Annotated in this window: 23 protein-coding genes; 5 read left to right on the top strand and 18 right to left on the bottom strand. The window is 69.0% G+C overall.

The window, feature by feature from the left end; genetic code table 11:
• Position 1: 1 nt before the first annotated feature.
• From ACO2Q1_RS09180 to ACO2Q1_RS09155, 6 genes are all read right to left on the bottom strand, one after another.
• Positions 2-463 carry a type IV pilus modification PilV family protein gene (locus ACO2Q1_RS09180; RefSeq protein WP_423329202.1) on the bottom strand — a complete coding sequence of 154 codons (462 nt, stop codon included), beginning with the start codon at positions 461-463 and terminating at the stop codon, positions 2-4.
• Positions 460-1,662 carry a type II secretion system F family protein gene (locus ACO2Q1_RS09175; protein WP_423329201.1) on the bottom strand — a complete coding sequence of 401 codons (1,203 nt, stop codon included), beginning with the start codon at positions 1,660-1,662 and terminating at the stop codon, positions 460-462. The genes ACO2Q1_RS09180 and ACO2Q1_RS09175 overlap by 4 nt, the downstream gene beginning before the upstream one ends.
• Positions 1,659-2,576 (bottom strand): glycosyltransferase family 2 protein, encoded by a 918-nt coding sequence (locus ACO2Q1_RS09170; protein WP_423329200.1) that lies wholly within the window; start codon positions 2,574-2,576, stop codon positions 1,659-1,661. The genes ACO2Q1_RS09175 and ACO2Q1_RS09170 overlap by 4 nt, the downstream gene beginning before the upstream one ends.
• Positions 2,573-3,253 (bottom strand): hypothetical protein, encoded by a 681-nt coding sequence (locus tag ACO2Q1_RS09165; protein ID WP_423329199.1) that lies wholly within the window; start codon positions 3,251-3,253, stop codon positions 2,573-2,575. The genes ACO2Q1_RS09170 and ACO2Q1_RS09165 overlap by 4 nt, the downstream gene beginning before the upstream one ends.
• Positions 3,250-4,995 carry a GspE/PulE family protein gene (locus ACO2Q1_RS09160; RefSeq protein ID WP_423329198.1) on the bottom strand — a complete coding sequence of 582 codons (1,746 nt, stop codon included), beginning with the start codon at positions 4,993-4,995 and terminating at the stop codon, positions 3,250-3,252. The genes ACO2Q1_RS09165 and ACO2Q1_RS09160 overlap by 4 nt, the downstream gene beginning before the upstream one ends.
• 150 nt (positions 4,996-5,145) lie before the next feature.
• Positions 5,146-6,732, bottom strand: a complete 1,587-nt coding sequence (locus ACO2Q1_RS09155) for a hypothetical protein (RefSeq protein ID WP_423329197.1) — start codon at positions 6,730-6,732, stop codon at positions 5,146-5,148.
• A 417-nt stretch (positions 6,733-7,149) separates the two neighbouring features.
• Between ACO2Q1_RS09155 and ACO2Q1_RS09150 the strand changes: the two genes are divergently transcribed.
• Positions 7,150-7,812, top strand: coding sequence for a class I SAM-dependent methyltransferase (locus ACO2Q1_RS09150; RefSeq protein ID WP_423329196.1), 663 nt, complete (start codon positions 7,150-7,152; stop codon positions 7,810-7,812).
• Positions 7,813-7,839: 27 nt separating this feature from the next.
• Here the strand turns inward: ACO2Q1_RS09150 and ACO2Q1_RS09145 are convergent, their stop codons facing one another.
• The 4 genes from ACO2Q1_RS09145 to ACO2Q1_RS09130 form a co-directional block, all read right to left on the bottom strand.
• Entirely contained in the window at positions 7,840-8,346 is a 507-nt protein-coding gene (locus tag ACO2Q1_RS09145; RefSeq protein WP_423329195.1) for a hypothetical protein, read from the bottom strand.
• Between the two features lie 41 nt (positions 8,347-8,387).
• Complete coding sequence (locus ACO2Q1_RS09140; protein WP_423329194.1) at positions 8,388-10,682, bottom strand: secretin N-terminal domain-containing protein; 2,295 nt, start codon at positions 10,680-10,682, stop codon at positions 8,388-8,390.
• A gap of 120 nt (positions 10,683-10,802) precedes the next feature.
• A complete protein-coding gene (locus tag ACO2Q1_RS09135) occupies positions 10,803-11,288 on the bottom strand; it encodes a hypothetical protein (RefSeq protein WP_423329193.1) in 486 nt (161 codons plus the stop codon).
• Positions 11,285-11,992: a hypothetical protein gene (locus ACO2Q1_RS09130; protein ID WP_423329192.1), complete on the bottom strand. Its 708-nt coding sequence runs from the start codon at positions 11,990-11,992 to the stop codon at positions 11,285-11,287. The genes ACO2Q1_RS09135 and ACO2Q1_RS09130 overlap by 4 nt, the downstream gene beginning before the upstream one ends.
• A gap of 108 nt (positions 11,993-12,100) precedes the next feature.
• On the opposite strand from ACO2Q1_RS09130, the gene gspG reads away from it, so the two are divergent.
• Together gspG and ACO2Q1_RS09120 are read left to right on the top strand one after the other, a co-directional pair.
• Complete coding sequence (gene gspG / locus ACO2Q1_RS09125) at positions 12,101-12,598, top strand: type II secretion system major pseudopilin GspG (protein ID WP_423329191.1); 498 nt, start codon at positions 12,101-12,103, stop codon at positions 12,596-12,598.
• The gene (locus ACO2Q1_RS09120; RefSeq protein ID WP_423329190.1) at positions 12,570-13,133 is read left to right on the top strand and encodes a pilus assembly FimT family protein; all 564 of its coding nucleotides are present in this window, start codon (positions 12,570-12,572) and stop codon (positions 13,131-13,133) included. The genes gspG and ACO2Q1_RS09120 overlap by 29 nt, the downstream gene beginning before the upstream one ends.
• A 5-nt stretch (positions 13,134-13,138) precedes the next feature.
• On the opposite strand, the gene ACO2Q1_RS09115 is transcribed toward ACO2Q1_RS09120, so the two are convergent.
• From ACO2Q1_RS09115 to ACO2Q1_RS09105, 3 genes are read right to left on the bottom strand one after another with little or no spacing between them, the layout of a single operon-like run.
• Complete coding sequence (locus ACO2Q1_RS09115; protein ID WP_423329189.1) at positions 13,139-14,218, bottom strand: hypothetical protein; 1,080 nt, start codon at positions 14,216-14,218, stop codon at positions 13,139-13,141.
• On the bottom strand, positions 14,187-15,251 hold the full coding sequence (locus ACO2Q1_RS09110) for a general secretion pathway protein GspK (RefSeq protein ID WP_423329188.1): 1,065 nt from the start codon (positions 15,249-15,251) through the stop codon (positions 14,187-14,189). The genes ACO2Q1_RS09115 and ACO2Q1_RS09110 overlap by 32 nt, the downstream gene beginning before the upstream one ends.
• Positions 15,238-15,861 (bottom strand): type II secretion system protein, encoded by a 624-nt coding sequence (locus ACO2Q1_RS09105; protein ID WP_423329187.1) that lies wholly within the window; start codon positions 15,859-15,861, stop codon positions 15,238-15,240. The genes ACO2Q1_RS09110 and ACO2Q1_RS09105 overlap by 14 nt, the downstream gene beginning before the upstream one ends.
• A gap of 119 nt (positions 15,862-15,980) precedes the next feature.
• Between ACO2Q1_RS09105 and ACO2Q1_RS09100 the strand changes: the two genes are divergently transcribed.
• Positions 15,981-16,949, top strand: coding sequence for a cell wall hydrolase (locus ACO2Q1_RS09100; RefSeq protein WP_423329186.1), 969 nt, complete (start codon positions 15,981-15,983; stop codon positions 16,947-16,949).
• A 23-nt stretch (positions 16,950-16,972) separates the two neighbouring features.
• On the opposite strand, the gene ACO2Q1_RS09095 is transcribed toward ACO2Q1_RS09100, so the two are convergent.
• The 3 genes from ACO2Q1_RS09095 to ACO2Q1_RS09085 all read right to left on the bottom strand — a co-directional run bounded on the left by ACO2Q1_RS09095 (position 16,973) and on the right by ACO2Q1_RS09085 (position 19,038).
• On the bottom strand, positions 16,973-18,058 hold the full coding sequence (locus ACO2Q1_RS09095; RefSeq protein WP_423329185.1) for a glycosyltransferase family 4 protein: 1,086 nt from the start codon (positions 18,056-18,058) through the stop codon (positions 16,973-16,975).
• Positions 18,059-18,138: 80 nt separating this feature from the next.
• Positions 18,139-18,537, bottom strand: coding sequence for a hypothetical protein (locus tag ACO2Q1_RS09090; RefSeq protein ID WP_423329184.1), 399 nt, complete (start codon positions 18,535-18,537; stop codon positions 18,139-18,141).
• A 39-nt stretch (positions 18,538-18,576) separates the two neighbouring features.
• A complete protein-coding gene (locus ACO2Q1_RS09085) occupies positions 18,577-19,038 on the bottom strand; it encodes an Lrp/AsnC ligand binding domain-containing protein (RefSeq protein WP_423329183.1) in 462 nt (153 codons plus the stop codon).
• 122 nt (positions 19,039-19,160) lie between these two features.
• Here ACO2Q1_RS09085 and putA point away from each other — a divergent pair, with 122 nt between their 5' ends.
• Entirely contained in the window at positions 19,161-22,307 is a 3,147-nt protein-coding gene (putA, locus tag ACO2Q1_RS09080; RefSeq protein WP_423329182.1) for a bifunctional proline dehydrogenase/L-glutamate gamma-semialdehyde dehydrogenase PutA, read from the top strand.
• Positions 22,308-22,352: 45 nt separating this feature from the next.
• On the opposite strand, the gene ACO2Q1_RS09075 is transcribed toward putA, so the two are convergent.
• Both ACO2Q1_RS09075 and ACO2Q1_RS09070 read right to left on the bottom strand, forming a co-directional pair.
• Positions 22,353-22,595 (bottom strand): hypothetical protein, encoded by a 243-nt coding sequence (locus ACO2Q1_RS09075; protein ID WP_423329181.1) that lies wholly within the window; start codon positions 22,593-22,595, stop codon positions 22,353-22,355.
• A gap of 62 nt (positions 22,596-22,657) precedes the next feature.
• Complete coding sequence (locus tag ACO2Q1_RS09070) at positions 22,658-23,422, bottom strand: RNA methyltransferase (RefSeq protein WP_423329180.1); 765 nt, start codon at positions 23,420-23,422, stop codon at positions 22,658-22,660.
• Positions 23,423-23,455 lie beyond the last annotated feature (33 nt).

The raw sequence follows: 23,455 nt of genomic DNA, 5'->3' as shown, positions 1-23,455 counted from the left end.
CTCAGGTCCCGTCCCCGCCGCCCCCGGGCGACTGACGCCGCCAACCCAGCCGATCGAACTGCAACGGCGGCGTCGGCCTGCCGTTCTCCCGCACCACTTCGACGGTCACAGTGAACAACTGGACCTGGAACTGTCCGGGGCCGGTTGGGAACCCGGAGTTGGTCCCGCTGCGCGTCTTTGCCCGACTGGTCCAGCGCACCGTGCCGCCCTCCGGCAGCACGATTTCGCCGGCCGGCTGCTGAAGCGGATTCAGGTCGCGGGTCAGGGCCAGGGCGTTTTCCTGGGCCGCAACCTGCGCCATGGCCTCGGCGGCGCGTTGCTGACCGCGCACCATCTGGATTTGAAGCTCGAACAGGGCGCCCAGCACGAGGGCGGCGATGGTCAGGGCGACCAGTGCCTCGATCAGGCTGAAACCCGAACGGCTGGACCGCTCTGGAGCGCAATCCGAGCCGCGCCGGATCACACCACGCCCTCGTAGACGCTGGACAGGGCGAGTACGAGCGAAAGGGCAACGAACCCCACGATCAGGGAGATGGCGGCGATCGCCGCCGGCTCAAGCAGGGAGGTCAGGCGCTTCATGCTGTCGCGCAGGCGGTTCTCGTAGTTGTCGGCCATGAAGCCGAACATCGCCCCGACGGCGCCCGAGCGCTGGCCAGCCCGCAACAGGCTGAGATCCATGGCCTCCAGCCGGGTGTGGGTGGCCAAAGAGGCGTCCAGGGTCAGGCCCGACTTCAGATCGGTCTCAAGCTGATCCAGCCCATGGCGGAAGGGGCCGTCCGGCACCGCCGCCCGCGCCAGAGCGGCGGCCTGGAGGATCGGCACCCCGTTGTTCAGGGCGAAGGCGGTCAGGCGGGCCCAGGATGAAATCTCGCGCGCGCGAATCACGCCGCCGACGACCGGCATGCGGTGCGCCAGATGATAGGCCCGGCTGCGCACCGCCGGATTCACGGCCACCGCCACGCCCGCCGCGATCAGGACGCCGAGACCGATTCCCACCAGACCGATGTGGGCGTTGGCGAACTCGCCGGCCGAAAGCACCCAACGAGAGACCGCCGGAACATTGCTGCGGTCCTCGCCGACCATATCGGCGAACCGCGGCACCACCTGGGTGAAGATGAACGCCACCGCCGCCAGGCCCGCGCAAAGCAGGAAGGCCGGATAGGTCATGGCGTTGCCGAACTCCTTCCTCAGGCGATCCTCATAGGCCATCTGCTCGGCCGCCTGTTTGAGGACCTCGGCGACCCGGCCGGACGCCTCGCCCACGCGGGCCATGGCGTAGAGGTATTCCGGAAAGCCCGGCACGTTCTCCTCCAGGGCGCGGCCAAGCGAATCCCCGCGTCGCAGGGCGGCGATCGCCGCCTGGAACTGGGCGCGCCCCTTGGCCGCCTGCATGCCCTGGGCCACGGTGTCGAGCGCCTCGAGCAGGGAGACGCCCGCCTCCAGCATCAGGCCGAGCTGACGCAGCACGAGCACGCGCTCCGCCGGACGCAGGTCACGATTTCGGACCGCCGCGCGTTCACGCACCGCCGGGGATATCTTCAGCACAGTCAGGCTGTCCGCCGTCAACCGGCGGATCGCCGCCGCTTCCGTCTCGGCGGTGACTACCCCGCGAGCGACGCGGCCGTCCCGGCCGACCGCCTCATATTGAAAGTCCACGCTCACGCCGAGGTCTCCGGCGGGAAGAACAGGGCCCGCGCCTTGGGATGGGTGACGGCGCCATACAGCCTCACCGGCGGATGAGCCCGCCGATAGGGACGCCCTCTCAGTCGTTCATACTCGCTGGCGTACTGGTCCCATAGGGCGCCCTCGTCGCCGACTTGGCGGGCGACGCCGCCAGCCTGGGTCGTCGCGCCGTAGTGAAGTTGATGAAAGGTCCCCTCGCCCACCAGCATGACCAGAGGCTTGTCCGGATCCGACGTCGCCCGGTCGAAGAAGTCGTAGTTGGCGAATCCGCCGCCGAGGCTGCGGAATCCTTCGTCAAAGCCGCCCAGGGCCGTGAATCTCGCGCGGGACATGACGAAGAAGGTGGTTTCGGGCGGCGCTTCGAAGGCACCCTGGGCATAGCTTTCGCCCAGCGCGCAGATTTCGAACAGCCGATAGCCGTCCGAGGGCCAGTTTATGCCCGCGAGCAGGCGGTCCTCCTCGTCGCGGTCATAGCCCTCGGTGACCGAGACCTGCTGAACCTTGGGACCGAGATGGAAGCCGAGGGTGGCGACGATGGCGTCGGGCGCCACAGCCAGGGCTTCCAGCGACGCCCGCACCAGGCCCGGCGACGCCATTCGGGCGCCGTCGATGGCCACAGCGACGAGAGGTGCGCGACTGCAGGCGACGCCGAGATTCACCGCCAGACAGGGCGACAGGCCGCCGCTGTCGACGCGCCGCACCTGGACCCCCGGCAGATCGGCGAACCAGGCCGGATCGACAGGGGGAGTCGACCTGCTGTCCATGACGAAGATCTCGACCTCGCCGGGCGCCACGCCCTGCTGATAGGGCGGCAGGAGGGACCGGACCGTGCGCGGAAGTTCACGCGCCATGTCGTGGCCGACGACGACGATCGACAGACGAGGCCCGGTCATGCCGCCAGGGCCTGCAGGGCGCGCCACATCGGCCGCACCTCCTGCGGGGCCTCCGGCTGTTCGCCCTGATGGTTCAATTCGTCGGATCGGAACGGCATCGGCGCCTGTGCGTCGAGACCGAGTGCGGCCGCCGCGCGCCGGACCCTGACCTCATAGTCGGGCGCGTCATAGTCGATGATCGGGAAGGCGATCGCTCCGCGCCAACGCAGGACGGCCAGATTGTAACCGCGCCAGGCGGCGAAGGCCGCCGCCGGGTCGAAGCCGTCGCGGGCCCTCAGCGACCCTGCGACCGCCAGGGGATGCCGGATCGAGGCGGCGAGCCGCAGGTCGGGAAACACTTCGAACCAGCCGTCCAGCAGCACCGTGGCGCGCGGATCCTTGAACCCCCAGGGTCGGGGCAAACCCTCGTAGTCGGCCAGGACCGACCGGAGGCCAGCGATCTCGTCGCGGGTCCAGGCGATCGGTTCGAGCGGCGGACGGTCCCAGCTGGCGCCGACGCGGGCGAGCACAGCGTCGTGCACCGGCCAGAGGCGCGGGTTCTCCCGGTTGCCCCGGCGATTATGCGGCGCCTCTGTGATCACCTCGCCAAGGGTCAGGCCCAGGTTCTCGAGACAGCCGGCGAGACAGGAGGTCCCTGATCGGTGCATGCCGATGACGGCGACAGGCGCGAGGCTCACTCGCCGCCCCCGGCGATGCGGTGAACCTCGGTCCAGGCGGTCAGGCCGCGCCGCACCTTCAGGGCTCCGTCCTCGGCGAAGCTGATGAAGCCGTCCTCTCGCGCCAGGTCTGTGAGCCTGGCCTCGTCGGCGCCCTCGCGCAGCGCCCGCCCCAACGGCTCGCTGACGGGCGCGATCTCATAGACCCCCACCCGGCCGCAGAAACCCGACTGGCCGCAGCGTGCACAGCCGACAGGCTCGCGCCAGTTCGCCGGCTCGCCCTCGGTCCAGCGTCGCAGGTGCGCCGGAAACGCCGCTTCATGAGCCGTCGCCTCTTCCGCCGTGGACGGTCGGGCGCAGTCGCAAAGCCGACGCACGAGCCTCTGACCCACGACGCCGCGCAGCACGTCAGTCAGCAGATAGTCCTCGACGCCCAGATCCAGAAGACGCGGCACTGCCGCCAAGGCCGTGTTGGTGTGGACGGTCGAGATCACGAGGTGGCCGGTCAAGGCAGCCTGAACGGCGATCCGCGCCGTCTCGGGGTCGCGAATTTCGCCGACCATGATCACGTCGGGGTCCTGGCGAAGGATCGACCGCAGGCCAGCGGCGAAGGTCAGGCCGATCTCGGACCGGACGCGCACCTGGATCACGCCCGGCAGGTCCAGTTCGACCGGGTCCTCCACCGTGATGATCTTGCGTTCGCCGTCGTTCAGATGGGTCAGCAGGCGATAGATGGTCGTCGTCTTGCCCGAGCCGGTCGGGCCGGTGATGAGCAGGACGCCGTTGGGGTGGGCCGCGAGGTTCAGGAGCTTCTTTTCCTGGTCCGGCGAGACGCCCAGTTCGGAAAGTTCGGGCAGCCGGCTGGTCTTGCCCAGCAGACGCAGCACGATCGATTCGCCCCAGGAACACGGCAGCGTCGAGACCCGCAGATCGACTTCCTGCCCGGACACCCGGATGGACTGGCGACCGTCCTGCGGCAATCGGCGCTCGCCGATGTCCATGTGACTGAGCAATTTGATGCGGGAGGCGACCGCCTCGAAGTTGGCGCGCGGCGCGGCGCGGACCGTGGTCAGGACTCCGTCGACCCGCATGCGGACCAGGAAGCGGTCCTCATAGGGCTCGACGTGGACGTCCGAGGCGCCCCGGCTCAGGGCCTCGGCGAAGACGCCGTTCACGAAGTCAATGGTCGGCGCTTCCTGGGCGAGTTCGCGCAAGCGCGCGGCGTCAGCCCCGGCGCCCAGAAGGGCGTCGCCGCCCAGTCCGGCCGGCGCGGCGCTGATGTCCTGGGTCAAGGCTTCGATGAGGCCGCGCCCCGCCAGCCAGTAGGTCACCGGCTCGTCCGTATGCTGGGCGATGCGTTCGGCGATCTGGGGGTCGGACGGCTGGACGCCGGCGCAGTTCAGGGCCCCGCCGTCATCGGCGCGCCAGGCCACGGCGCCGATGTCGGCCCACCAGGACAGCGGGGCGCGCAGTTCCTCCAGAAGCGCGGAAATCTGTTCGGGCCGGGGGCCGTCTTCGGCCGCCAGAACCGGCAGGCCCAGTTGCTCGGAGGCCACGGCCAGCAGCTGGGCTTCGGAGATCGCGCCGAGGCGGACGAGGTTCAGGCCCAGCAGGCCGCCGTTCTGGGCCTGAAGCGTCAGGGCGTTTTCGACGTCCGACGGACGGACCAGGCCCCGCTCGACGAGCAGTTCGCCCAGGCGCAGACGCGCTCTGGGCACGTCGGGGAAGGCGGGCAGGAGGGTTTCGGAGGCGGTATCGGACAAGGGCGGCCCCGGTTGAGCGTGGCCCGTCATAGTGCATTTCGCACGCCGACGCACCTCACGGTCGCCACGCATCGTCGCGAAGAGATTGAGCCCAAAAGAAAAAGGGAGGGCCGAAGCCCTCCCTTCCCAAATCCCGATGAGGGGATTTTCTTACGGCACGTCAGCGCCGCCGTTGTTGATGCTGTCGCCGGTCTGGTCGCTGGCGACCGTACCGTTGGCGACTTCCGTCACGCTGCCGTTCGGCAGGGTGGCGTAACGACGGGCCGTGATCGTGTTGGCCGGAGCCTCGATCGTGACCAGGACGTCGCCGCGGCCGAACTGGCCGAGGGCGCCGGCGGCCGACAGGGTCGCCGTGCTGATGACACGCTCGCCACCCGCCGGGATGCCGTCGAAGATCTGAACCGCGCCAACCGGAGGCGTGGCGCAGGTCAAACCAGCCGGACAGACCGAGTTCAGAGCCGTGACGTAGACCGGACCCGTACCCGCCGTGCCGGTGTTACCCAGACGGATGATGTTGGTGGTGCCGGTAGCGCCTTCGACGTTCGAGCTGTTCAGCCACGGCACGACGACGTTGGTGCCGTCACGACCGATACGCTCGAAGCTGCCCGAGATCGCTTCGCTGGCGATGTAGAACGCCGGGTTCAGCGTGTAGCTGCCGGTCACGGCATAGGTCGAGTCCTGGATCGGCGTCTGAGCCGTTTCGCGGCCGACGATGAAGGCCGCCGGCGACACCACGGCGCCAGCCGCACCGACCGCCACCAGACCGGGGGTGTTGGTGTTGGTCGCAGTGCTGGCGGCGGCGTTGATGACAGCAGCCTGGCCGCCCAGGGTGACCGAACCGCCCGCGCCGTTGAAGGCCGAGAACGAACCGGTGGTCACGACGGTGGTACCCGTGACGTGAGCCGCCAGAACATTGTTCTTGGCCAGGTCGCGGTAGAAGGTCTCATCGACCAGAACTTCGACCGTGCCCAGCTGAGCGACAGTAGCCGTTTCCGGTCCGGTGTGGCCCGGGGCGCCGACCTTGAAGGTCGTGTAGACCGGGGTCACCGTCAGGGTGGCGAAGGTGTCGTCCAGAGCGCCCGCCACGCCAGCGGTATCACGCGTGGTGAGACCGTTTACGACGGAGTTGAAGGCGCTGCCGCGCGACACAACCTGCAGAATCTCAGTGTTCGGCGCCGTGGGAATCGGAGCCGTGGCGTTCGTCGAATCCGGGTCGATCGGGTTGTTCAACTCGGTGCGCAGGGTCGTGGAGACCGAGACCGGCGAACCGGGGTTCGGAGCGATCGGCAGATCGAGGTTGACAAAGGAGCAACCGCCACCAGCCGACGAGATCAGGAAGCTGGCGGTAGTCTGACCCGCGCCGCCGCCCGACGACAGAACCACGGTGCAGCCCGGAGCCACGACCGACGACGACGGCAGAGCGTTCTGGAACGTGCCACCGGTCAGGTTGATGTCGATGAAGTTGTTGCCCGACGGAAAGGTGCTGACCGGAGCGCCCGAAAGGGTAGCGACCAGCTCGAAGACGGCGAAGGTCGGCGCGGTCAGGGTCGACTCATTCGCCAGCTTGTAGGCCGTGAAGGCGCCGCCCGTGCCGCTGGTGGCCGAGCCCGTAACAACGGGGCTGCCGTTGATATTGGTCGTCGCGGCAGTGCGGTACGCCAGCGTGTGAGCGCTAGCCGCACCGGCGAAGGCCATGGCGGCCGCAGCCGTCGCAGCCATGAGAATTTTCTTAGTCATCAGGATTAGGTCCCCTCAGAGAAGCAATGTGTGGACGAAGCCAGTTTTAAACGCCTTCCGGCCACAGTTCCCACCTCGATTGAGGTATGGCTGCGCCCACGGCGTTGGGTTTGTATCCTAGGCAAAACAGGGGCGTCAAGGGCGATTGACGGTCTCAGCCCCCCAGGCGGACCCGGCAATTCGTTCGGCGAATCCGTGATCTGGCTCATTAATCGGACCAACTGAGGCTTTCGCGTCACGGATGGTCGACACACTTGTGCATATGAACGACGCACGATCGATTCCGCACGGGCCGGACCCGGTTCGCCGAACAGGCGAAATGGGCGTGAAATGCGGCGCTCGCAGGGCGAGTCGCCCGCCTATGGCGTTTCTGACGTTTCTGTCGGAAAAGCCGAGTCCTCCCGCCGACGAGATTTCATGTCCATCAATCGCTATTTCGACGAAGCCCTGAATGTCGCCCGCATCCAGGAAGGCGGCCACCGCGGAGTCGTGGGCGGCATGTGGGATGCGATCGGCCCGTTGCAGCGCGATTTCCTGATCGCCCAGGGGCTGGCGCCGCATCACGCCATGATCGACATCGGGTGCGGCGCCCTGAGGGGCGGCGTGCCGCTGACGGCCTATCTGGATCCCGGAAACTACTATGGGGTCGACATTTCCGCGGCCCTGATCGAGGCGGGATACGTCAACGAGATCACGCCCGCCGGTCTGGCCGATCGGCTGCCGCGCCATCATCTGAGAGTCACAGACGACTTCGACGTGGCGTTCGGGCGACGGTTCGACTTCGCCCTGGCGGTGTCGCTGTTCACACATCTGACGCTTGACTATCTGACACGATGCCTGGACCGGCTCGGCTCCGAGATGGACGCCGGCGGCCGTTTCTATTTCTCGGTGTTCGAGGGCGAGGCGAGCCAGGCGCGGCTCGAGCATCCGCACGGGATCGTCAGCCACCCGGACCGCGACCCGTTCCATTTCAGCCAGGGCGCCCTGGCCGGCGCCGCGCCTGACGGCTGGCGGTTCGACTGGATCGGCGACTGGGGCCACCCGCGAAACCAGCAGATGGCCCGCTTCACCAGGGTCTGAGCCACACGACGGCCAGAGCCCTCGTCGTCAGGTTTCGTCAGGATCGCCGGAGGCCGTCTGCGCCGGCGTTGTAGGCGGGGCGTCAGGGGTGTCCGCCGGAAGCGCCGCTGCGGCCTCGTCACGCGCCTTCAGCCCCCGCATCACGACCTGGCCGATGAGGTCGGGCAACTGCCTGACGTGCGCGATGGAGCGAGTGGTCCTCGCATCCTCCGCCGCACGGGCCTCGCCGTCCAGAGTGGCCGCATAGGCGCGCAGAAACGCCTCCATCCGGTCGGCGAGGGCCCCCGCCTCTTCGCGACGGGGCTGAAGGATCGCCTCGAAATCCCCGTCAGGCCAGGCGGCGACAATCTCGTCCTGCATAGTCTGGGTGCTGGCGGAAAAGGCCCGGGCCTGGGCTTCGATGGCCAGCTCCTCCGCCGACTTCACCGGCGCGGACGCTGCAGCCGGCGGCTCGGCGACCGGCTCCTGCGCCTGGACGGCGCCGGACAACAGGACGACGAACGAAAGAATGACAGGGAAAATGCTAGGGGACACGACGCTTCTCATACTGACGAACCGCTTGGGGCGAACCGAATTCAATTGACCGCTTCGTCCGCCGCCGCCGGCGGCGCCTCACGCCCGCGCCGCGGGAACAGTGACGGCGTGTCGCCCGCGGCGTCCGGGCTGGGCAGATCCAGGCCGATGCCCCGGAACCTGCGTCCGCCCGACCACGGCGTCAGGGTGTAGGACCAGCCCCGACCGGTGCGGAATGCGGCGTCCATGCTTTCGGAATACCGCTCGGCGAAGTCCGCCATATCCTCGTCACCGCGCACGATATAGGGGGTGATCAGCAGCAGAAGTTCGGTCCGCTCGCCGGTGACGCGATTATTCTGGAACGCCGACCCCACCACAGGCACGTCCTTCAGGAACGGCACGCCTGTGTTAATCTTGGTGTAGTTGTTGCCGATCAGGCCTCCCAGGACGCCGGTCCAGCCATCACGGACGGCGATCCGCGTGCTGAGGCTTCGGTTCAGAATGGTCGGACTGGCGATGCCCGACGGCGCGTCGCCGGCCGACGAGAGCTCCTGGCTGATCGTCAGATCGACCCGATCGCCGTAGACGACAGGCTTGATCTCCAGAATCGTGCCGGTCTGGCGGTATTGGACGCTCTGCAGGATGTCGGTCGAGCCGCCGGTCTGGGAGTCCGACGCCGCCTGGGACGTGATGATCGGCACGTCCGTGCCGACCTGGAAACGCGCCGCCTCCCCGCTTCGAGCGACCAATTGCGGACGTTGCAGGATATTGACGCGGTTGTTGGACGCATTGGCGACAAGGGCGGCGCGATAATCCGGCCCCACAAAAGTGAACCGGAACGAGCCGCCGCCGATTTCGATGCCCTCCGTCGAACCGGTGGCGAGACCGTCGCCGCGCTGGTCCGTGCCGAACAGGTTGACGCCGAGGCTGGTCGCGTCCGTCAGGGTGACCTCGGCGATCATCACCTCGATCACCACCTGGGGCGCGGGAACGTCCAGGGTGGTCAGCAGGGTGCGCAGCTGGGCGTACTCGGTCGCCGTCCCGGTGAACAGGATGCGATTGCCGATCGGATCGGTCAGGACCCGTCCGCCCAGGAAGTCGCCCGAGCCGGATCCTGAAGCCCCGTTCGCTCCGGCGGCGCCGGACGAGGTCCCGGTCGATCGGCCCGTATTCTGCGTCGCTGGCGGCGTTCCAGGGACCCCGACCGGCGCCTGGATCTCGGCGGTCTGGGGCTGCTGGCCGATGGCCAGGCTGCCGATCGAGGCGGCGTCGGTGTTGCGCACCTGGTAGACGAAGGTCGTCGCCTTGTCCCCGAGCGCCGCCGGACGGTCCAGTTCCGCGACCCAGTCGTCGATACGATCCAGCAACTCCGCCTCCATGGAGAAGATCAGGACCTGATTCGACTGCGGAAACGGCAGGATGGCGATGGACCGGGGCACCGTCGGATTGTTCGACACGAGGTAACCCTCGGTCTTCAGGACCGTTTCCAGACTCGTCGCCAGTTGCTCGGCGGAAAGGAAGACCGGCTCGACCCGCAACGCCTGACTGCCGGCGAACCTCGGCTGATCCAGTTCCCTCAGCACCCGGACGAACTGGGCGACCTCTCGTCCCGTCCCGGCAATGATCAGGGTGTTCGTCGGGATGTCGGGCGTGACCCGCACATTGCCGCCAGGATTGTTGAACAGACCGGTCAGCAAGGGCTGGATCGTGTTCACCTCGATCGTCTGGACCGGGAAGAACTGCACCACCTGCCCGCCTGTGGTCGGCAAATTACGTCCGCGTGTGACCGCCGCGCCGGGGGCGGCCGCTGCATTCCCGACCGTCACCGTCTGACCGTCGATGTAGATGTCGACGCCATACTGGCGCAGGGCCTGCTGGGTCACGCGCAGCAGGGCGCGCTTGGACAGATTCCCGCCGGTGCCGCCCGCGATCATCTCCGTGCGGGCGGCCACGTCTCCGGTGAGGGTGTAAGGCAACTCCAGAAGATTGAAGACCGTCGCCACGAACTGGGGAATCGGCTGGGGCGACAGCACGGCGTCGACCGGCGCATCCGGAACCAGGGCGTCGATCTGGGCCTGGGTGGCGGGCTGGCGCGCCTGGACGGCCGGGCGGGCGCCGGCGATCTCCAGTCTCTGGGTCGGGCGACGCTCGGTGCCGTCATTGACCGCTCCGGTTGTTTCTGAAGCGCCGTCAACGGCGGGGTCGCGCATGCTGACCTCGCCGGTCGTCAGGGCCGGAAACCCCGCACATCCCATGAGCAGGAGCAGGGGCGCGGCGGAGACGGCCGCGCGCAGCCCCAGTCCGGATCCCGCCGAGCGGCCCCGGCCCGCACCTGTTCGGTTCGCAATTCCAGTCATCGAAGCTCCTGCGCCCCCGCGCCGTCTCGCCGGACGCCCATCATTAACCCAAAAGGCTTACCCAGAGCGAAACCGGTCGGGATGGACGCCGTCCAACCCGGCCGGGACTCCGTTCCGGGTCTAGCCGAACACCCGGATCACCCGCGTTTCGCGTCCATTTTCCAGAACCACGGAGAACTGGGACACCTCCCGAATCCGCCAGCCGTCTCCGAACCGGTCTCCGACGGCCATGCGGCGTATTTGCGGCCCGCCGGTCGAATCCCGGACCAGGGCGCCGAACGCGCCGGTCTGCGGATCGCGGCGCACGCCCACCAGGGCCTGGCGGAAAACGACGGCCACATCGGGCGGCGGAGGCGGCGGTGGCGGCGGCGGAGGGGGCGGAGGGGGCGGCGGCGGCGGCGGAGGCGGCGGATCTGCTCTCAGAGTTCTGAGGAAGCGGATGGCGGCGGCGGCTGTCTCGCCGGGACGCAGCACAGCGTCGCTCGCCCCGCCACCGGCGCCTCGCGTCACGGCGGGCGGCGCCTCGGGCCGACCGGGAGACAGCCAGCCCCACAGCAAGGCGATCGTCAGCACCAGACCGGCGAGGACGGGCAACCAGCGGGTCATGGCGCACCCACATCGAAGTCGCCTTCGCCCGAAGCGCCCGCCGCGGCCGTGCCCGGCGCAGGAGCGACGGCGATCTCCGCCAGCCTCACCGGGAAGGCCAGGCCCAGGCGAAGCTTGCCGGACGGCGCCGTGGCTCCGGCCAGCTGCTGGGCGTAGGAGACCGTGCCGACGTCATAGGCGAAACGGGTGACCCGGAAGCCCTCAGGCCAAGCCGCGACCGCATCGATGAAGGCGAAGGTCGGGGTCCAGCGCAGGTCGGCCTCGACCTCGGCTTCCATCCACTGCGTCGGCCCTTCGGCCTCGGGCTCGGAATCCATGGAGATGACGAAGGCCGTCAGTCCGGCCCGTTCGGCCTCACGCAACAGGCGTTGTTCGATCTCGACCGCCGCGATCGGCGCGTTCAGGGCCTCGAAGCCCCAGGTCCGCATGTCCTCCAGCGCCGCCTGGTCCGCCGTGACCGCGCGGATGCGTCGGGCGGCCGCTGCGGCGAGCTCGGCCGAGGCCCGGTCGGTCAGGGCGGCGACATAACGGTCCTCCTGACGGGTGCGCCAGTCAGAAGCGGCGATGGGGGCGTACACCAGAGCGCCGAGCACGAGGACGGCCAGCAGCACGCGTTCGCGCGGCGTCGTGCGCGCCAGCCGCGCGACCACCGCCTGCGTCCGCTGGCGGGCGGTCGCCCTGAATCCGGCAAGAACTTCGCGCAAGAACCGTCCCGTCGCTAGGCCGCGCTCAGGTCGTTTCACGTCGACGGGCGCAAGGCCGTGCGTTATAGCAGCCGTCCGCTCGCCACAACAGGTCATGGAATCAAGCAAGTGCGCGTTTCGACCCGTCTGATCCAGCGTCCGAAGTCTCGCCGGGACGACCGCGCCGGGCGCCGGGAAGGCTACAGCCTGCTGGAGATCCTGGTCGTTCTGGCCATCATCGCCCTGATCGCCTCGGTCGTCGGGCCACGCCTGTTCGCCCAGCTGGACCGCTCCAAGGCGCAAACCGCCCGGCTGCAGATCGGCGCGCTGGAAAGCGCGCTGGAGACGATGCGGCTCGACATCGGCCGCCTGCCGACCGAACAGGAAGGGCTGAACCTGCTGATGCAGGCCGATCCGCAGACGACGGCCGGCTGGTCCGGCCCCTATCTGGACAAGGCCCTGCCGGCCGATCCGTGGGCGCGGCCTTACGTCTACATGGCCCCGTCCGCCGCGGCCGACGGCACGCCCGGCGCGCCGGAAGGCCGGGCCCGGGTCATCAGCTACGGCGCCGACGGTCAGCCCGGCGGATCGGGCATCAATGCCGACGTCTCCTCGGACCGCAGCTGATCCGGCGGCCGGACGCCGGGCTCTGGAGGCGCGGCGCGCCGGCTATTCGCTGATCGAGATTCTCGTGGTGCTGGCGATCATGGCCCTGGCCGTCGCCGTGGTCATGCCCAGCACCTCGCGGATGATGGACCAGACGGCCGCCCACGCCGTGTTCTTCGAGTTTCAGCGCGGCGTCTACGATCTGAGGCGCGAAGCCAACCGCACGGGCCTGCCGTTGCAGCTAATCGACCCGGGTCCAGGCCCGGAGGCGCCGGCGTCGTCAGCCTCGGATGCGGGTTTCGCGCGACCGATCACGACGGCGACTCTGACCGGGGAGACGTCCGGCGCCGCGGATCCCCGACGCATCCTGCTGCGCGCGCCCTGGCGATACACCCTGGCCCCGGCGCTGGATATTGCGGGCGGCGGCGTCTGCGGCGCGACGACGGCCAATCTGGTCAAGGATGATCAGGTGGTGATGACGCTGCGGACGTCGGGCGGCGACTGCCGGTTCCTGCGACAGGCCGCGACCGACACGCGCCCCGCGCCTGCGACCTGAACGCCTCAGCCGCCGGCCGCGCCGAGCGGCGGAGCGGCCTCACGCACCTTCATCTCGATGGCCAGGGTCTGGCTCTGGGCGTCAGTGCGCGGCCGGACATCGTGGAAATAGCCGGACTCGACCAGGTCGGCGATCACCAGATCCGCGGAAGACAGGGCTGAATAGGGCAGCGTCAGACGCAGCCCCTCCTCCGTCGCCTCCAGACCGATGGGGGAAAGGTCATGCAGCGTCGCAACGCCGATGGCGGCGCCGGCGGCGCTGAGAGGGCTGGTGCGTTCCTCGATCTGGCGATAGGCGGCCAGGATGCGGCGGTCGCCTTCCAGGTCCGCCAGGGTAGCGCCGCCCGGCGTGGTCGCCGCGATCTCGACGGTCTCGGCCTCCATCTCCTCGGCGTCGGCCTTGAGCCGCAGCCCCTGGCCGGTCAGGAACAGGGCGATCGCCACAGCCACCAGGGCCAGGCCGCCGCCCAGGGCGCCGATCACCTGTTCGCGGGTGACGTCCGCCGTGGAAAACGCGAACGCCGGGCCGTCCCAGTCGATGGGCAGGCGCTGGGGCGGGGGCGGCGCGACGGGCGCGTCCTCCATGTCGCGCTGCGCCCTTGCGAAGGCGTTCCAGGCCGAAGCGTCGAAACGATCCCGGCGCCAGCTGGAGGCGATCAGCCGACCTTCGCGCCAGGCCTGGGCCTCATAGCCGTCGGCGAGGGCGACGATCCGCCATCCGTCACCGGCCGGCTGGGCCAGGGTTTCCGGACGCAGGGCCGCGCGAACACCGGGAAAGCGGGCCTGGACCTGGGCCGAGACGCGGTCCGCGTCCCACCACCAGACGTCGATGTCCGGCCCCGACGGCGTCAGCAGGGACGCCGCCTCGGCGTAGGGCGCGGCGGCCCGGGCGTGCAGCCGGGCGGCCTGGCGGCGACGGCTGCGCGGCAGATGGGCGGCCGGAAAGCGGGAGAAGGCGGTCAGCTCCCGCGCCAGAAGGACGACGGGCGACCGGAACCGGCCGAGCGCGCCGCCGGCGTGCTCCACCGTCCACGCGCCGGCGGCGGACAGCCGCTCAACGCGGGGCGTAAGGAAGTCGAGGGACATTTCGGGTGTCTGCGGCCTGTCTGCGAGGCGCTTCTAGCATATCCGTCTGGTCGATCCACAGCGGACGCTCCAGGCCGCTCGGCGTCAGCGACACGCGCGCGCGATAGATCCAGGGCGAAACGCCGTCGCGCAGGATCAACACCACCTTGCCGCCGGGAAAGGTGTAGACCGCATCGGGTCGCCCCTGATCGGCGGCGCCGGCGATGGAGGCGAACGCTTCATACGACAGATAGGGCGCCGTCTCCCGTCGCTCCACAGCGATTCGCGCCTGATCCGGCCGGACGCCGAACAGCACCTCCATGGCGGCGGCCGAGGCCGTGTTGACGTTCATCCGGTCGAGGGTGTGGTCCACCACCAGACTGTCGCGCAGATCCCGCCAGCGACGCGGATCGACGGCGTCGCGGGCCCCCAGAACCGACAGCCATTCATCGGGGCGCACGAACTGGCGATTGGGCGGCGCGGCGCCGGCCGGATAGTCTTCGGCCTCGGCGCCGCCGGGACGGCTGAGGGCGTCCGCATCGACATAGTCGGCCACGCGCTGCCGCATCACCCGCGCGAACGCGGGGTCGGCGCCGACCCGCGCCAGAAGCCGGTCCCCCTGTTCCGGGGTCAGATAGGCCAGATTGACCAGACCCGCCTGATCCTGCAGACGCACCAGCATCGCGCCGTCCGCCTCGACCAGATAGGGTCGACCGTCCAGCCGCACTTCGCCGGTAGGTCGGCTGGCCTCCGGTTCCTCGCCCTCCAGAAACGCCTGCATGGGGTCCTGGGTGCGGGGGGCGCCGATCAGCAGGCCGCGCGACGAGAAGGGCTCAGTGGTCAGCATGTAGGAAAGATTGGCCTCCACCGTCAGGGCCCTCTGCATGAACCGCACCCGCGACCGCGCCGAGGCGGCCTCGGCGTTCAGGCTCTGCAGCGCCGTCATGGCCACGATGAAGATGAGGGTGACCATGCCCGTGACGGCCAGAACCGCCGGCAGGGCGAAGCCGGGGCGCGGAAGACTGACGACGGCCACGGGCTCAGAATTCGACAAGGGGACGAATCCAGCTTTCGGGCCGTCCCGACACGGCGCGATCGACGACATCCAGGCCGGGGCCGCCCTGGAAGCGCACATAGACGACCTCGCTGAGCAAGGGGCGTGACCCGGCGTCGGACGGAGGCGCGTCGGTGAAGCTGCGCGTCCACGTCCGTCCGTCGCGTGAATAGCTGAGGGCCGCGCCGGGCGCGCGACTGACCAGTAGTTCGGTCCGGCGTGCGCCGGCCTCGCAGACCAGCACGCGCTCCTGACCGCGCCGGACGATGGTCAGAACCAGCCGCCCGGACCAGCCAATCGGGGCGCACTGGGTCGCGCGTTCGGCGACGGCGTCGGCCTCGAACCGCTCCGGCGTGCCGATCATCGGGCGGTCCACGCCGTCCTGGAACGCCCGCGCCGGTCGGACCAGCACGCTGCGGAACAGACTGCGGAGATCGCTGACGGCCACGTCCTGGTCCGCCGCGGACAGGGCGCGGCGGCCGAGCGCGAAGCCGGCGTCGCCGGCGTTCACGCCGATCGAGAAGATGATCGCCAGGGCCATGCCGCTGATGGCGAGGACGACCAGGGCCTCGATCAGGGAAAAGCCGTGCCGGCGGGGGCGTCGGTCCATGGCGTCTGCATAGTCGTCGGGATCGCGCCCCGCAATCGCGCGTCGGGCCCGACACGGCCGCGCTTGGCGCTTCAGGGGGCGGTCTGGTATGGCCTTTCACGAGTTTTCGGGGATCCGGGATGCGCGTCGCCCTTCCTGTCATCGCTGCCGGCGGGATCGCCGTGGCGGCCGCTGCGGCGGTCCTGACGCCGCTCGCCTGGGCCGATCCCGCGCCGCGCGCCGCACCGACCGTTTCGCCCATCGCCGCCCGGTCCGCCGCCCCGACAGATGCGGAACGCCGGGCGGAGCTTGATCGTCGCCTGCAGGCCATGGTGAAGGACGGGCGCTTCCGCCGACTGTCCGACGCCCGGCCCCGTCCGGTCGCCGCCGCCACGCGAGACCGCGCCGCGCCCCGCCCCGCCGCTAGGCCGCGATCGCGCCAGGCCACGCCGCCCGCCGCTGCGGGCCCGGCCGCCGGCCCGACGGTGGCAGGCCTGACCTGGGGCGGCGAGGCCGCGCCGCGTTTCGCGCCTCCGCCGCAAAGGACGTCCGGCTTCAACCTGGGCAGCCTGACCCGCCCTCGCCTGGACCTGAAGACGCCGCCGGTCGTGCCGAACAATCCGGTCGAATGCCTGACCCAGGCCATCTACTACGAGGCGCGCAGCGAAAGCGAAGAGGGCCAGGCCGCCGTCGCCGCCGTGGTGATGAACCGGTCGCGTTCGGGCCGCTATCCGCGCGACGTCTGTCAGGTGGTCTATCAGCGCAACAGCCGGACCTGTCAGTTCACCTTCACCTGCGACGGTTCGATCGGCCGGGGCCGGGTCAATATGACCGCCTGGGCGCGGGCCGAACGGATCGCGCGCGAGGTGTACGAAGGCCGGTCGAGCGTCAGCCTGCCGGGCAGTTCGGTGAACTACCACGCCCACTATGTGCGTCCGACCTGGGGTCAAAGGCTGGAGCAGGTCCGACGCATCGGGGCCCATATCTTCTATGGCGCGCCCAAGCCCGGCCATCGCAATCCGGGCGCCGATGAAACGCCGGTCGAGACGCCGAAATCCGGCGGGCTGGTATTCGTCAACCTGGATGGAGAGCCTATCCCGGCGCGCTGAGCGGCGCCGGACGTTGATCGTCGTCAGGCCGCCGCGCGGCGCCGCAGACGGGCGATGCGACGCAGCCGACGCCAGAACCGCACCCGCTCGGGCTCGGGCTGGGGCGTCAGGTTCTGGACGAACTGTTCGGCCGACGCGCGCCAGCTGAACTTCTCGGCATAGGCGCGCACCGCGCCGCGATCGCACTCCAGCGCCGTGAGGCAGGCCGTCTTCAGATCGTCGTCGATCGCCCCGGCGTTCGATCCCGGAATGATGTCGATCGGCCCGTGCGCCGGGAAGGCGGCGACCGGCGTGCCCGCCGCCATGGCCTCCAGGATCACCAGGCCGAAGGTGTCGGTCCAGCTGGGGAAGACGAAGACGTCGGCGTCGCGGAAGCACCGCGCCAGCTCCTCGCCGAATTTCGCGCCGAGGAATTTCGCCCCGGGATAGCGGGCCTCCAGATCGGCGCGGGCGGGGCCGTCGCCGACGATGATCTTGGTTCCGGGCAGGTCGGTTTCGAGGAAGGCCTCGATGTTCTTCTCGACCGCCACCCGGCCGACGTTGAGGAAGAAGGGCCTAGGCCAGTCCTTGCCGCCCAGCTCGTCATAGATGCGCGCCAGGTCCGGATTGAACTGTTCGGTGTCCACGCCGCGCGACCAGGGCGAGACGTTCTTGAACCCGTGCTCGACAAGCTCGTCGCGGAGGGTCGGGGTCGCCACCATCAGCCGCCCGGACGGCTTGTGAAACCACTTCATATAGGCGTAACCGACCTGGACCGGAATCGGGAACCGGGCCGAGACATATTCCGGGAATTTGGTGTGATAGCTGGTGGTGAACGGCAGCTTCCACTCCACGCAGATGCGCCGCATGGCGATGCCGATCGGCCCCTCGGTGGCGATGTGCACCGCCTCCGGCTCGAACGCCCGCAGCATCTCGCGGATTTCTTCCTCCGCGCCCAGCGCCAGGCGAATCTCGGGATAGGTCGGGCACGGAATGGTCTTGAACTGGCTGGGTTCGATGACCTCGACCTCGTGACCCATGGCCCGACATTCGGCCACGATCCGGGTCAGGGTGCGGACGACGCCGTTGACCTGGGGCTCCCAGGCGTCGGTGGCCAGAACGATGCGCATTTGGGCCGGGAGGCTCCGCCGTTGATCGGACGCAACGGTCTAGCGCGTCGCGATGACGTTGGCGAGACGGAGGATTCCTCCTACGTGACCCGCTCGAACCGGATACTTCCTCCGGGAGTGACAAGCTCTGCTGCGTCGATGGAAAGGTTCATCTCAGACGGGCCGGACAGCATGGCTTCGAGCCGTGCGAGGGTCTCCACCTCGACCAGCGAACATCGGGACAGTCGTTCACTGCCGTTGAAATGCGTCCCGTCCATTGAAATTCCGGACAGCCTGCAACCGCTCGTGATTGCGTAGGCGACAGGCCGGGCATCCCCCTCCTGCCCCGTGATTTCGACACGGATACTCGCGGTGCTGGATTGACCAGCAATCGACACCAGGTTGCCGTCAAACAGGAAGGTCTCGTGCGCCGGCCTTTCAGACGGCGCGACGCACCCCGTGGCCAGAACAGCGACGAAACAGATGATCAACTGACGCAAGGTCGTTTCCTCCGATCGAGTCACGCCGGATTGCGAAGTCTAAAGCGGCAACACCGTCGTCGACTTCACCTCTTCGAGAACCGCATAGGTCCGGGTCTCGCGCACGCCCGGCATCCGAACCAGAACATCCCCCAGGAAGGCGCGATAGGCGTCCATGTCGCCGACGCGGGCCTTGATCAGATAGTCGAACCCGCCCGCCACCATATGGCATTCCAGCACCTCGGGCTGGCGGCGCACGGCCGTGGCGAAGGCCTCGAAGACATCGCCGGTCGTCCGGTCCAGCAGGACCTCGACGAAGATCAGCAGGTCCCGTCCGACGAGGGCCGGGTCGACCATCGCCGCATAACCGGTGATGACGCTCTTATCCCTGAGACGCCTCACCCGTTCGAAACAGGCGGCCGGAGACAGGTTGCACCGACGGGCCAGTTCGGCGTTGGATATGCGGGCGTCTTCCTGCAACACCCGCAGGATGCGCCGGTCGGTGGCGTCGATTTCGATCATCGGAACAGACGGCCTTTCACCGAACGATCTTCGCCTCAGGGATACATCATACAAAGCACCTTCGGCCAGACCGCTCCTATACGACGCCGATCATAGAAGTCGCTTTCACAGGTTCGCCGCATATGACGTCCTCGACTTTCGACCCAAAAAGCTTCGACGCCGGCCCCTACGCCCACTGGGATACGCTCGACGCCGGCAAGTTCGCCGACGAGCGTCAGGCCGTGGCCGCCAACCTGTCCCGCATCCCCTTCGACGCCGCAGGGCGCGCCGCCGTGGTGGCCGAGGCCGTCGAACTGGTCGAACACGCCCGCCGCAGCCAGAAGAAACAGGGCGTCGTCGAAAGCTTCCTGCAGGAATTCTCGCTCGGCACCCGCGAGGGTCTGGCCCTGATGTGTCTGGCCGAGGCCCTGCTGCGCACGCCCGACGAGGACACCCGCGACCGGTTGATCGCCGAAAAGATCGGCTCGGCCGACTGGGCCTCTCACCTCGGCAATTCCGACAGCCTGTTCGTCAACGCCTCGACCTGGGGCCTGATGCTGACCGGCAAGCTGGTCGACGCCGATGAAGAGGCCAAGACCGACCTGCCCGGCTTCCTGAAGCGGATCGCCGGACGTCTGGGCGAGCCCGTCATCCGTCAGGCCGTGGCCACGGCGGTCAAGATCATGGGCGAACAGTTCGTGGTCGGCCGCACCATCGGCGCGGCCCTGAAACGGGCCGACCGCGAGGGCTGGCTGTGCAGCTTCGACATGCTGGGCGAGGGCGCCCGCACCGCCGAAGACGCCGAACGCTATGAGCATATCTACGCCGAGGCCATCGAAGCCGTCGGCCGGACGGCGAAAGGACAGGGGCCCGAGGTCGGCCACGGCGTTTCGGTCAAGCTCTCGGCGCTCTGCCCACGCTATGAGGCCACGCATGAGGCCCGCGTCTGGGACGAACTCTATCCGCGCATCCTGCGTCTGGCCCTGATCGCCGCACGCCACGACATCAACTTCACCATCGACGCCGAGGAGGCCGACCGCCTGGCCCTGTCGCTCAAGCTGCTGGACCGGCTGGCGCATGAGCCGGACCTGCGCGACTGGACCGGTCTGGGCCTGGCGGTTCAGGCCTATCAGAAGCGCGGCCACGAGGTCATCACCCGCGTCGCCGACCTGGCCCGCCGCGCCCATCGCCGCCTGATGGTGCGTCTGGTCAAGGGCGCCTATTGGGACACCGAGATCAAGCGCGCACAGGTCGGGGGCCGCGAGGACTATCCGGTCTTCACCACCAAGGCCGCGACCGACCTGAACTACCTCGTCTGCGCCCGCGCCATGATCGACGCCGCGCCGGACCTCTACGCCCAGTTCGCCACCCACAACGCCCACTCCCTGGCGGCCGTGCACCGGATGGCGCGGGATGCGGGCGTGAAGATCGAGTTCCAGCGCCTGCACGGCATGGGCGAGGCCCTCTATGACGCCGCCCGCGACCAGTTCGGCCCAGATACGGGATCGCTGACCGTCCGCGCCTATGCTCCGGTCGGCGGACATGAGGAACTGCTGCCCTATCTGGTGCGCCGCCTGCTGGAGAACGGCGCCAACTCCTCGTTCGTCCACGCCCTGCTCGACGAGCGGGTGCCGGCCTCCGCCGTCGCCGGCGACCCCATCTCGGCCGTCGAGGCTCACCCCGACCGCCACGCCAAGATCCCCACGCCCAAGGACATGTACATGGACCGCCAGAACTCTATGGGCCGGGACTATTCCCAGGCCGCCGACCGCGCCCGCCACGCCGAGGCCCTGGAGAAGGTCGATCGCGAACGCTTCGCCTCCGGCCCCATCATCGGCGGCGCCCTGAAGGCCGGGACCAATCCGCAGGACGTGCTCAGCCCGTTCGACGGCCGCGTCCTGGGCCATGTGTCCGAGGCGACGCCCGCCGACATCGAGGCCGCCGCCGACAAGGCCGCCATGGCCCAGATCCGCTGGGATCGTCTCGGCGGGTCCGGCCGCGCCCCCGTCCTGCGGGCGATGGCCGACGCGCTAGAGGCCGACATGGACCGTCTGGTCGCCCTGCTCAGCCGCGAGGCGGGCAAGACCCTGAACGACGGCGTCGCCGAGGTGCGCGAGGCCGCCGACTTCCTGCGCTACTACGCGGTTCTTGCCGAGAAGCAGTTCGGCGGCGCCGAGACGCTGAAAGGGCCGGTCGGAGAGGTGAACCAGCTGGTCCTGCACGGGCGCGGCGTCTTCGCCTGCATCAGCCCCTGGAACTTCCCCCTGGCCATCTTCACCGGCCAGATCGCGGCGGCGCTCGCGGCGGGCAATGCGGTGCTGGCCAAGCCGGCCGAACAGACCCCCCTGATCGCCGCCGAGGCCGTGCGCCTCTATCACAAGGCCGGCCTCCACCCCGACCTTCTGGCCCTCGTCCCCGGACGCGGCGAGACGGTGGGCGCGGCCCTCGTCAACCATCCGGGCGTGGACGGCGTGGCCTTTACCGGCGGCACCGACACCGCCTCGGCCATCAACCGCAGCCTCGCGGCCCGCCCCGGCGCCATCATCCCCTTCATCGCCGAGACCGGCGGTCTGAACGGCATGTTCGTCGACACCACGGCGCTGAAGGAACAGGTGATCGACGACGTGATCAACTCCGCCTTCGGAAGCGCGGGCCAGCGCTGTTCGGCCCTGCGCATCCTCTATGCGCCGAAGGATTCCGCCGACGCCCTGATCGAGGGTCTGAAGGGCGCACTCGCCGCTCAGGTCGTGGGCGACCCCGCCGATCCCTCCACCGACATCGGCCCGGTCATCGACGCCGAGAGCAAGGCGGTGCTGGACGCCCACGTGGAGCGCCTGTCGCGCGAAGCAAAGGTCATCGCCCGCGCCGTCGTGTCTGAAGGCGCGAAAGGCCACGTCTTCGCCCCGACCATCGCCGAGATCCCGACCCCTGACTTCCTCGAACGCGAGGTCTTCGGTCCGGTCCTGCACATCTACCGCTATGCGCCCAGGGACCTGAAGGCGGTGGCGGGCAAGCTGGCTTCGCGCGGCTATGGCCTGACCCTCGGCGTCCACTCCCGCATCGAGGCCTTCGCGGCCGAGGTGGTCGAACTGGTCCCGGCCGGGAACGTCTATATCAACCGGGGGATCACCGGCGCCGTCGTCGGCGTCCAGCCCTTCGGCGGCGAGGGTCTGTCCGGCACCGGTCCCAAGGCGGGCGGCCCCAACAGCCTGATCCGTTTTGCCGCGGAGAAGGCCATCAGCAACAACATCTCCGCCCAGGGCGGCGACCCGGCCTTGTTGAACCTCTGATGCGGACGCCGCTTCGGGTGCGAACGCATCCGAAGCGGTCTCGCCCTAACGCCGTGGCGCGAACGACTTTCCTTCGTTCAGGGGCGCGATGAACAGCCGGTCGCAACGATCGCCGTCCTCTCGCAGCGGAATCACCTCGAACGCGCCTGCGGACGCCTCGATCTCGGCGGCGAGCCTGTCGAACGCGTCCTGGTGGCCGGCGCGGGAGTAGATCAGATAGCCGTCCCTCGCGTCGATGACGCCATAGGACGGCGCGCCTTCCAGAAGTTCGTCGAGATCGAGGGCCATGCAGCCTCAACCCCGAACTCCGCCTTGGGTTTCAGCGTGACAACAAGGAGAGGGGCTGCGGCTCAGGTCTGGCCGGACTTCTCGGCCGCCATCTTCGCCAGCCTCTGACCACGCCCGCGCGACAGTGCGGCGACCACGCCGCGCAGGGTCGCCACCTCCTGCTCGGTCAGCCGGGACCGGCCCAGCATCACGCGCAGGTTCTGGCTCATGGAGCGGAACTTCTCGGGCGGATGGAAGAAGCCGGCCTCGGTCAGCTCCCGCTCCAGATGTTCATACATGCCCAGCAGCAGGTCGTTGGACGCGGGTGGGTCGCCTTCCCGGAAACGAGGCGGCGGCGCATCCAGAACGCGCGTGCGCCACTCATAGGCGTTGATCGCCACGGCCTGGGCCAGGTTCAGGCTGTGATGTTTCGGGTCGATCGGAATGGTGACGATGCCCTGGCACAGAGCGATGTCGGTCGTCTCCAGCCCGGCCCGCTCGCCGCCGAACAACAGGCCCACCCGGCGCCCCGACTGGGCCTCGTCATACAGCTGTCCCGACGCCTCGCGCGGGGTGATGACCGGCAGCCGCGTCTCGCGAGGCCGGGCGGTGGTGGCGAACACGGTGGTCAGGTCGGCGATAGCGGCGGCCACCGTCTCGAACACCTCGACCCCCTCCAGCACCCAGTCGGCGCCCGAGGCCGTGGCCCAGGCCCGATCCTGGGGCCAGCCGTCACGCGGATTGACGAGCCGCAGCCGGTCGAGACCAAAGTTGGCCATGACGCGGGCGACCGCGCCGATGTTGTCGGCCAGTTGCGAGCGATCGAGGATGACGACAGGAGGGACCATGCCTCCCCTTATGCCGTCCGGGTCGGCGGGTGA

Origin of the sequence: Brevundimonas sp. VNH65 (assembly GCF_049445955.1) — a bacterium.
In the GTDB taxonomy this organism is placed as follows: domain Bacteria; phylum Pseudomonadota; class Alphaproteobacteria; order Caulobacterales; family Caulobacteraceae; genus Brevundimonas.
The sequence above is the reverse complement of the archived record's forward strand: the minus strand, read 5'-3'. Positions and strand labels throughout refer to the sequence as shown.

What these genes read in the sequence shown, in the direction of transcription:
- ACO2Q1_RS09170 (WP_423329200.1), bottom strand. Translation starts at nt 2,576, where the DNA reads ATGACCGGGCCTCGTCTGTCGATCGTCGTCGTCGGCCACGACATGGCG.
- ACO2Q1_RS09155 (WP_423329197.1), bottom strand. Translation starts at nt 6,732, where the DNA reads ATGACTAAGAAAATTCTCATGGCTGCGACGGCTGCGGCCGCCATGGCC.
- ACO2Q1_RS09150 (WP_423329196.1), top strand. Translation starts at nt 7,150, where the DNA reads ATGTCCATCAATCGCTATTTCGACGAAGCCCTGAATGTCGCCCGCATC.
- ACO2Q1_RS09140 (WP_423329194.1), bottom strand. Translation starts at nt 10,682, where the DNA reads ATGACTGGAATTGCGAACCGAACAGGTGCGGGCCGGGGCCGCTCGGCG.
- ACO2Q1_RS09135 (WP_423329193.1), bottom strand. Translation starts at nt 11,288, where the DNA reads ATGACCCGCTGGTTGCCCGTCCTCGCCGGTCTGGTGCTGACGATCGCC.
- ACO2Q1_RS09120 (WP_423329190.1), top strand. Translation starts at nt 12,570, where the DNA reads ATGCCGACGTCTCCTCGGACCGCAGCTGATCCGGCGGCCGGACGCCGG.
- ACO2Q1_RS09115 (WP_423329189.1), bottom strand. Translation starts at nt 14,218, where the DNA reads ATGTCCCTCGACTTCCTTACGCCCCGCGTTGAGCGGCTGTCCGCCGCC.
- ACO2Q1_RS09105 (WP_423329187.1), bottom strand. Translation starts at nt 15,861, where the DNA reads ATGGACCGACGCCCCCGCCGGCACGGCTTTTCCCTGATCGAGGCCCTG.
- ACO2Q1_RS09100 (WP_423329186.1), top strand. Translation starts at nt 15,981, where the DNA reads ATGCGCGTCGCCCTTCCTGTCATCGCTGCCGGCGGGATCGCCGTGGCG.
- ACO2Q1_RS09095 (WP_423329185.1), bottom strand. Translation starts at nt 18,058, where the DNA reads ATGCGCATCGTTCTGGCCACCGACGCCTGGGAGCCCCAGGTCAACGGC.
- ACO2Q1_RS09085 (WP_423329183.1), bottom strand. Translation starts at nt 19,038, where the DNA reads ATGATCGAAATCGACGCCACCGACCGGCGCATCCTGCGGGTGTTGCAG.
- putA (WP_423329182.1), top strand. Translation starts at nt 19,161, where the DNA reads ATGACGTCCTCGACTTTCGACCCAAAAAGCTTCGACGCCGGCCCCTAC.
- ACO2Q1_RS09075 (WP_423329181.1), bottom strand. Translation starts at nt 22,595, where the DNA reads ATGGCCCTCGATCTCGACGAACTTCTGGAAGGCGCGCCGTCCTATGGC.
- ACO2Q1_RS09070 (WP_423329180.1), bottom strand. Translation starts at nt 23,422, where the DNA reads ATGGTCCCTCCTGTCGTCATCCTCGATCGCTCGCAACTGGCCGACAAC.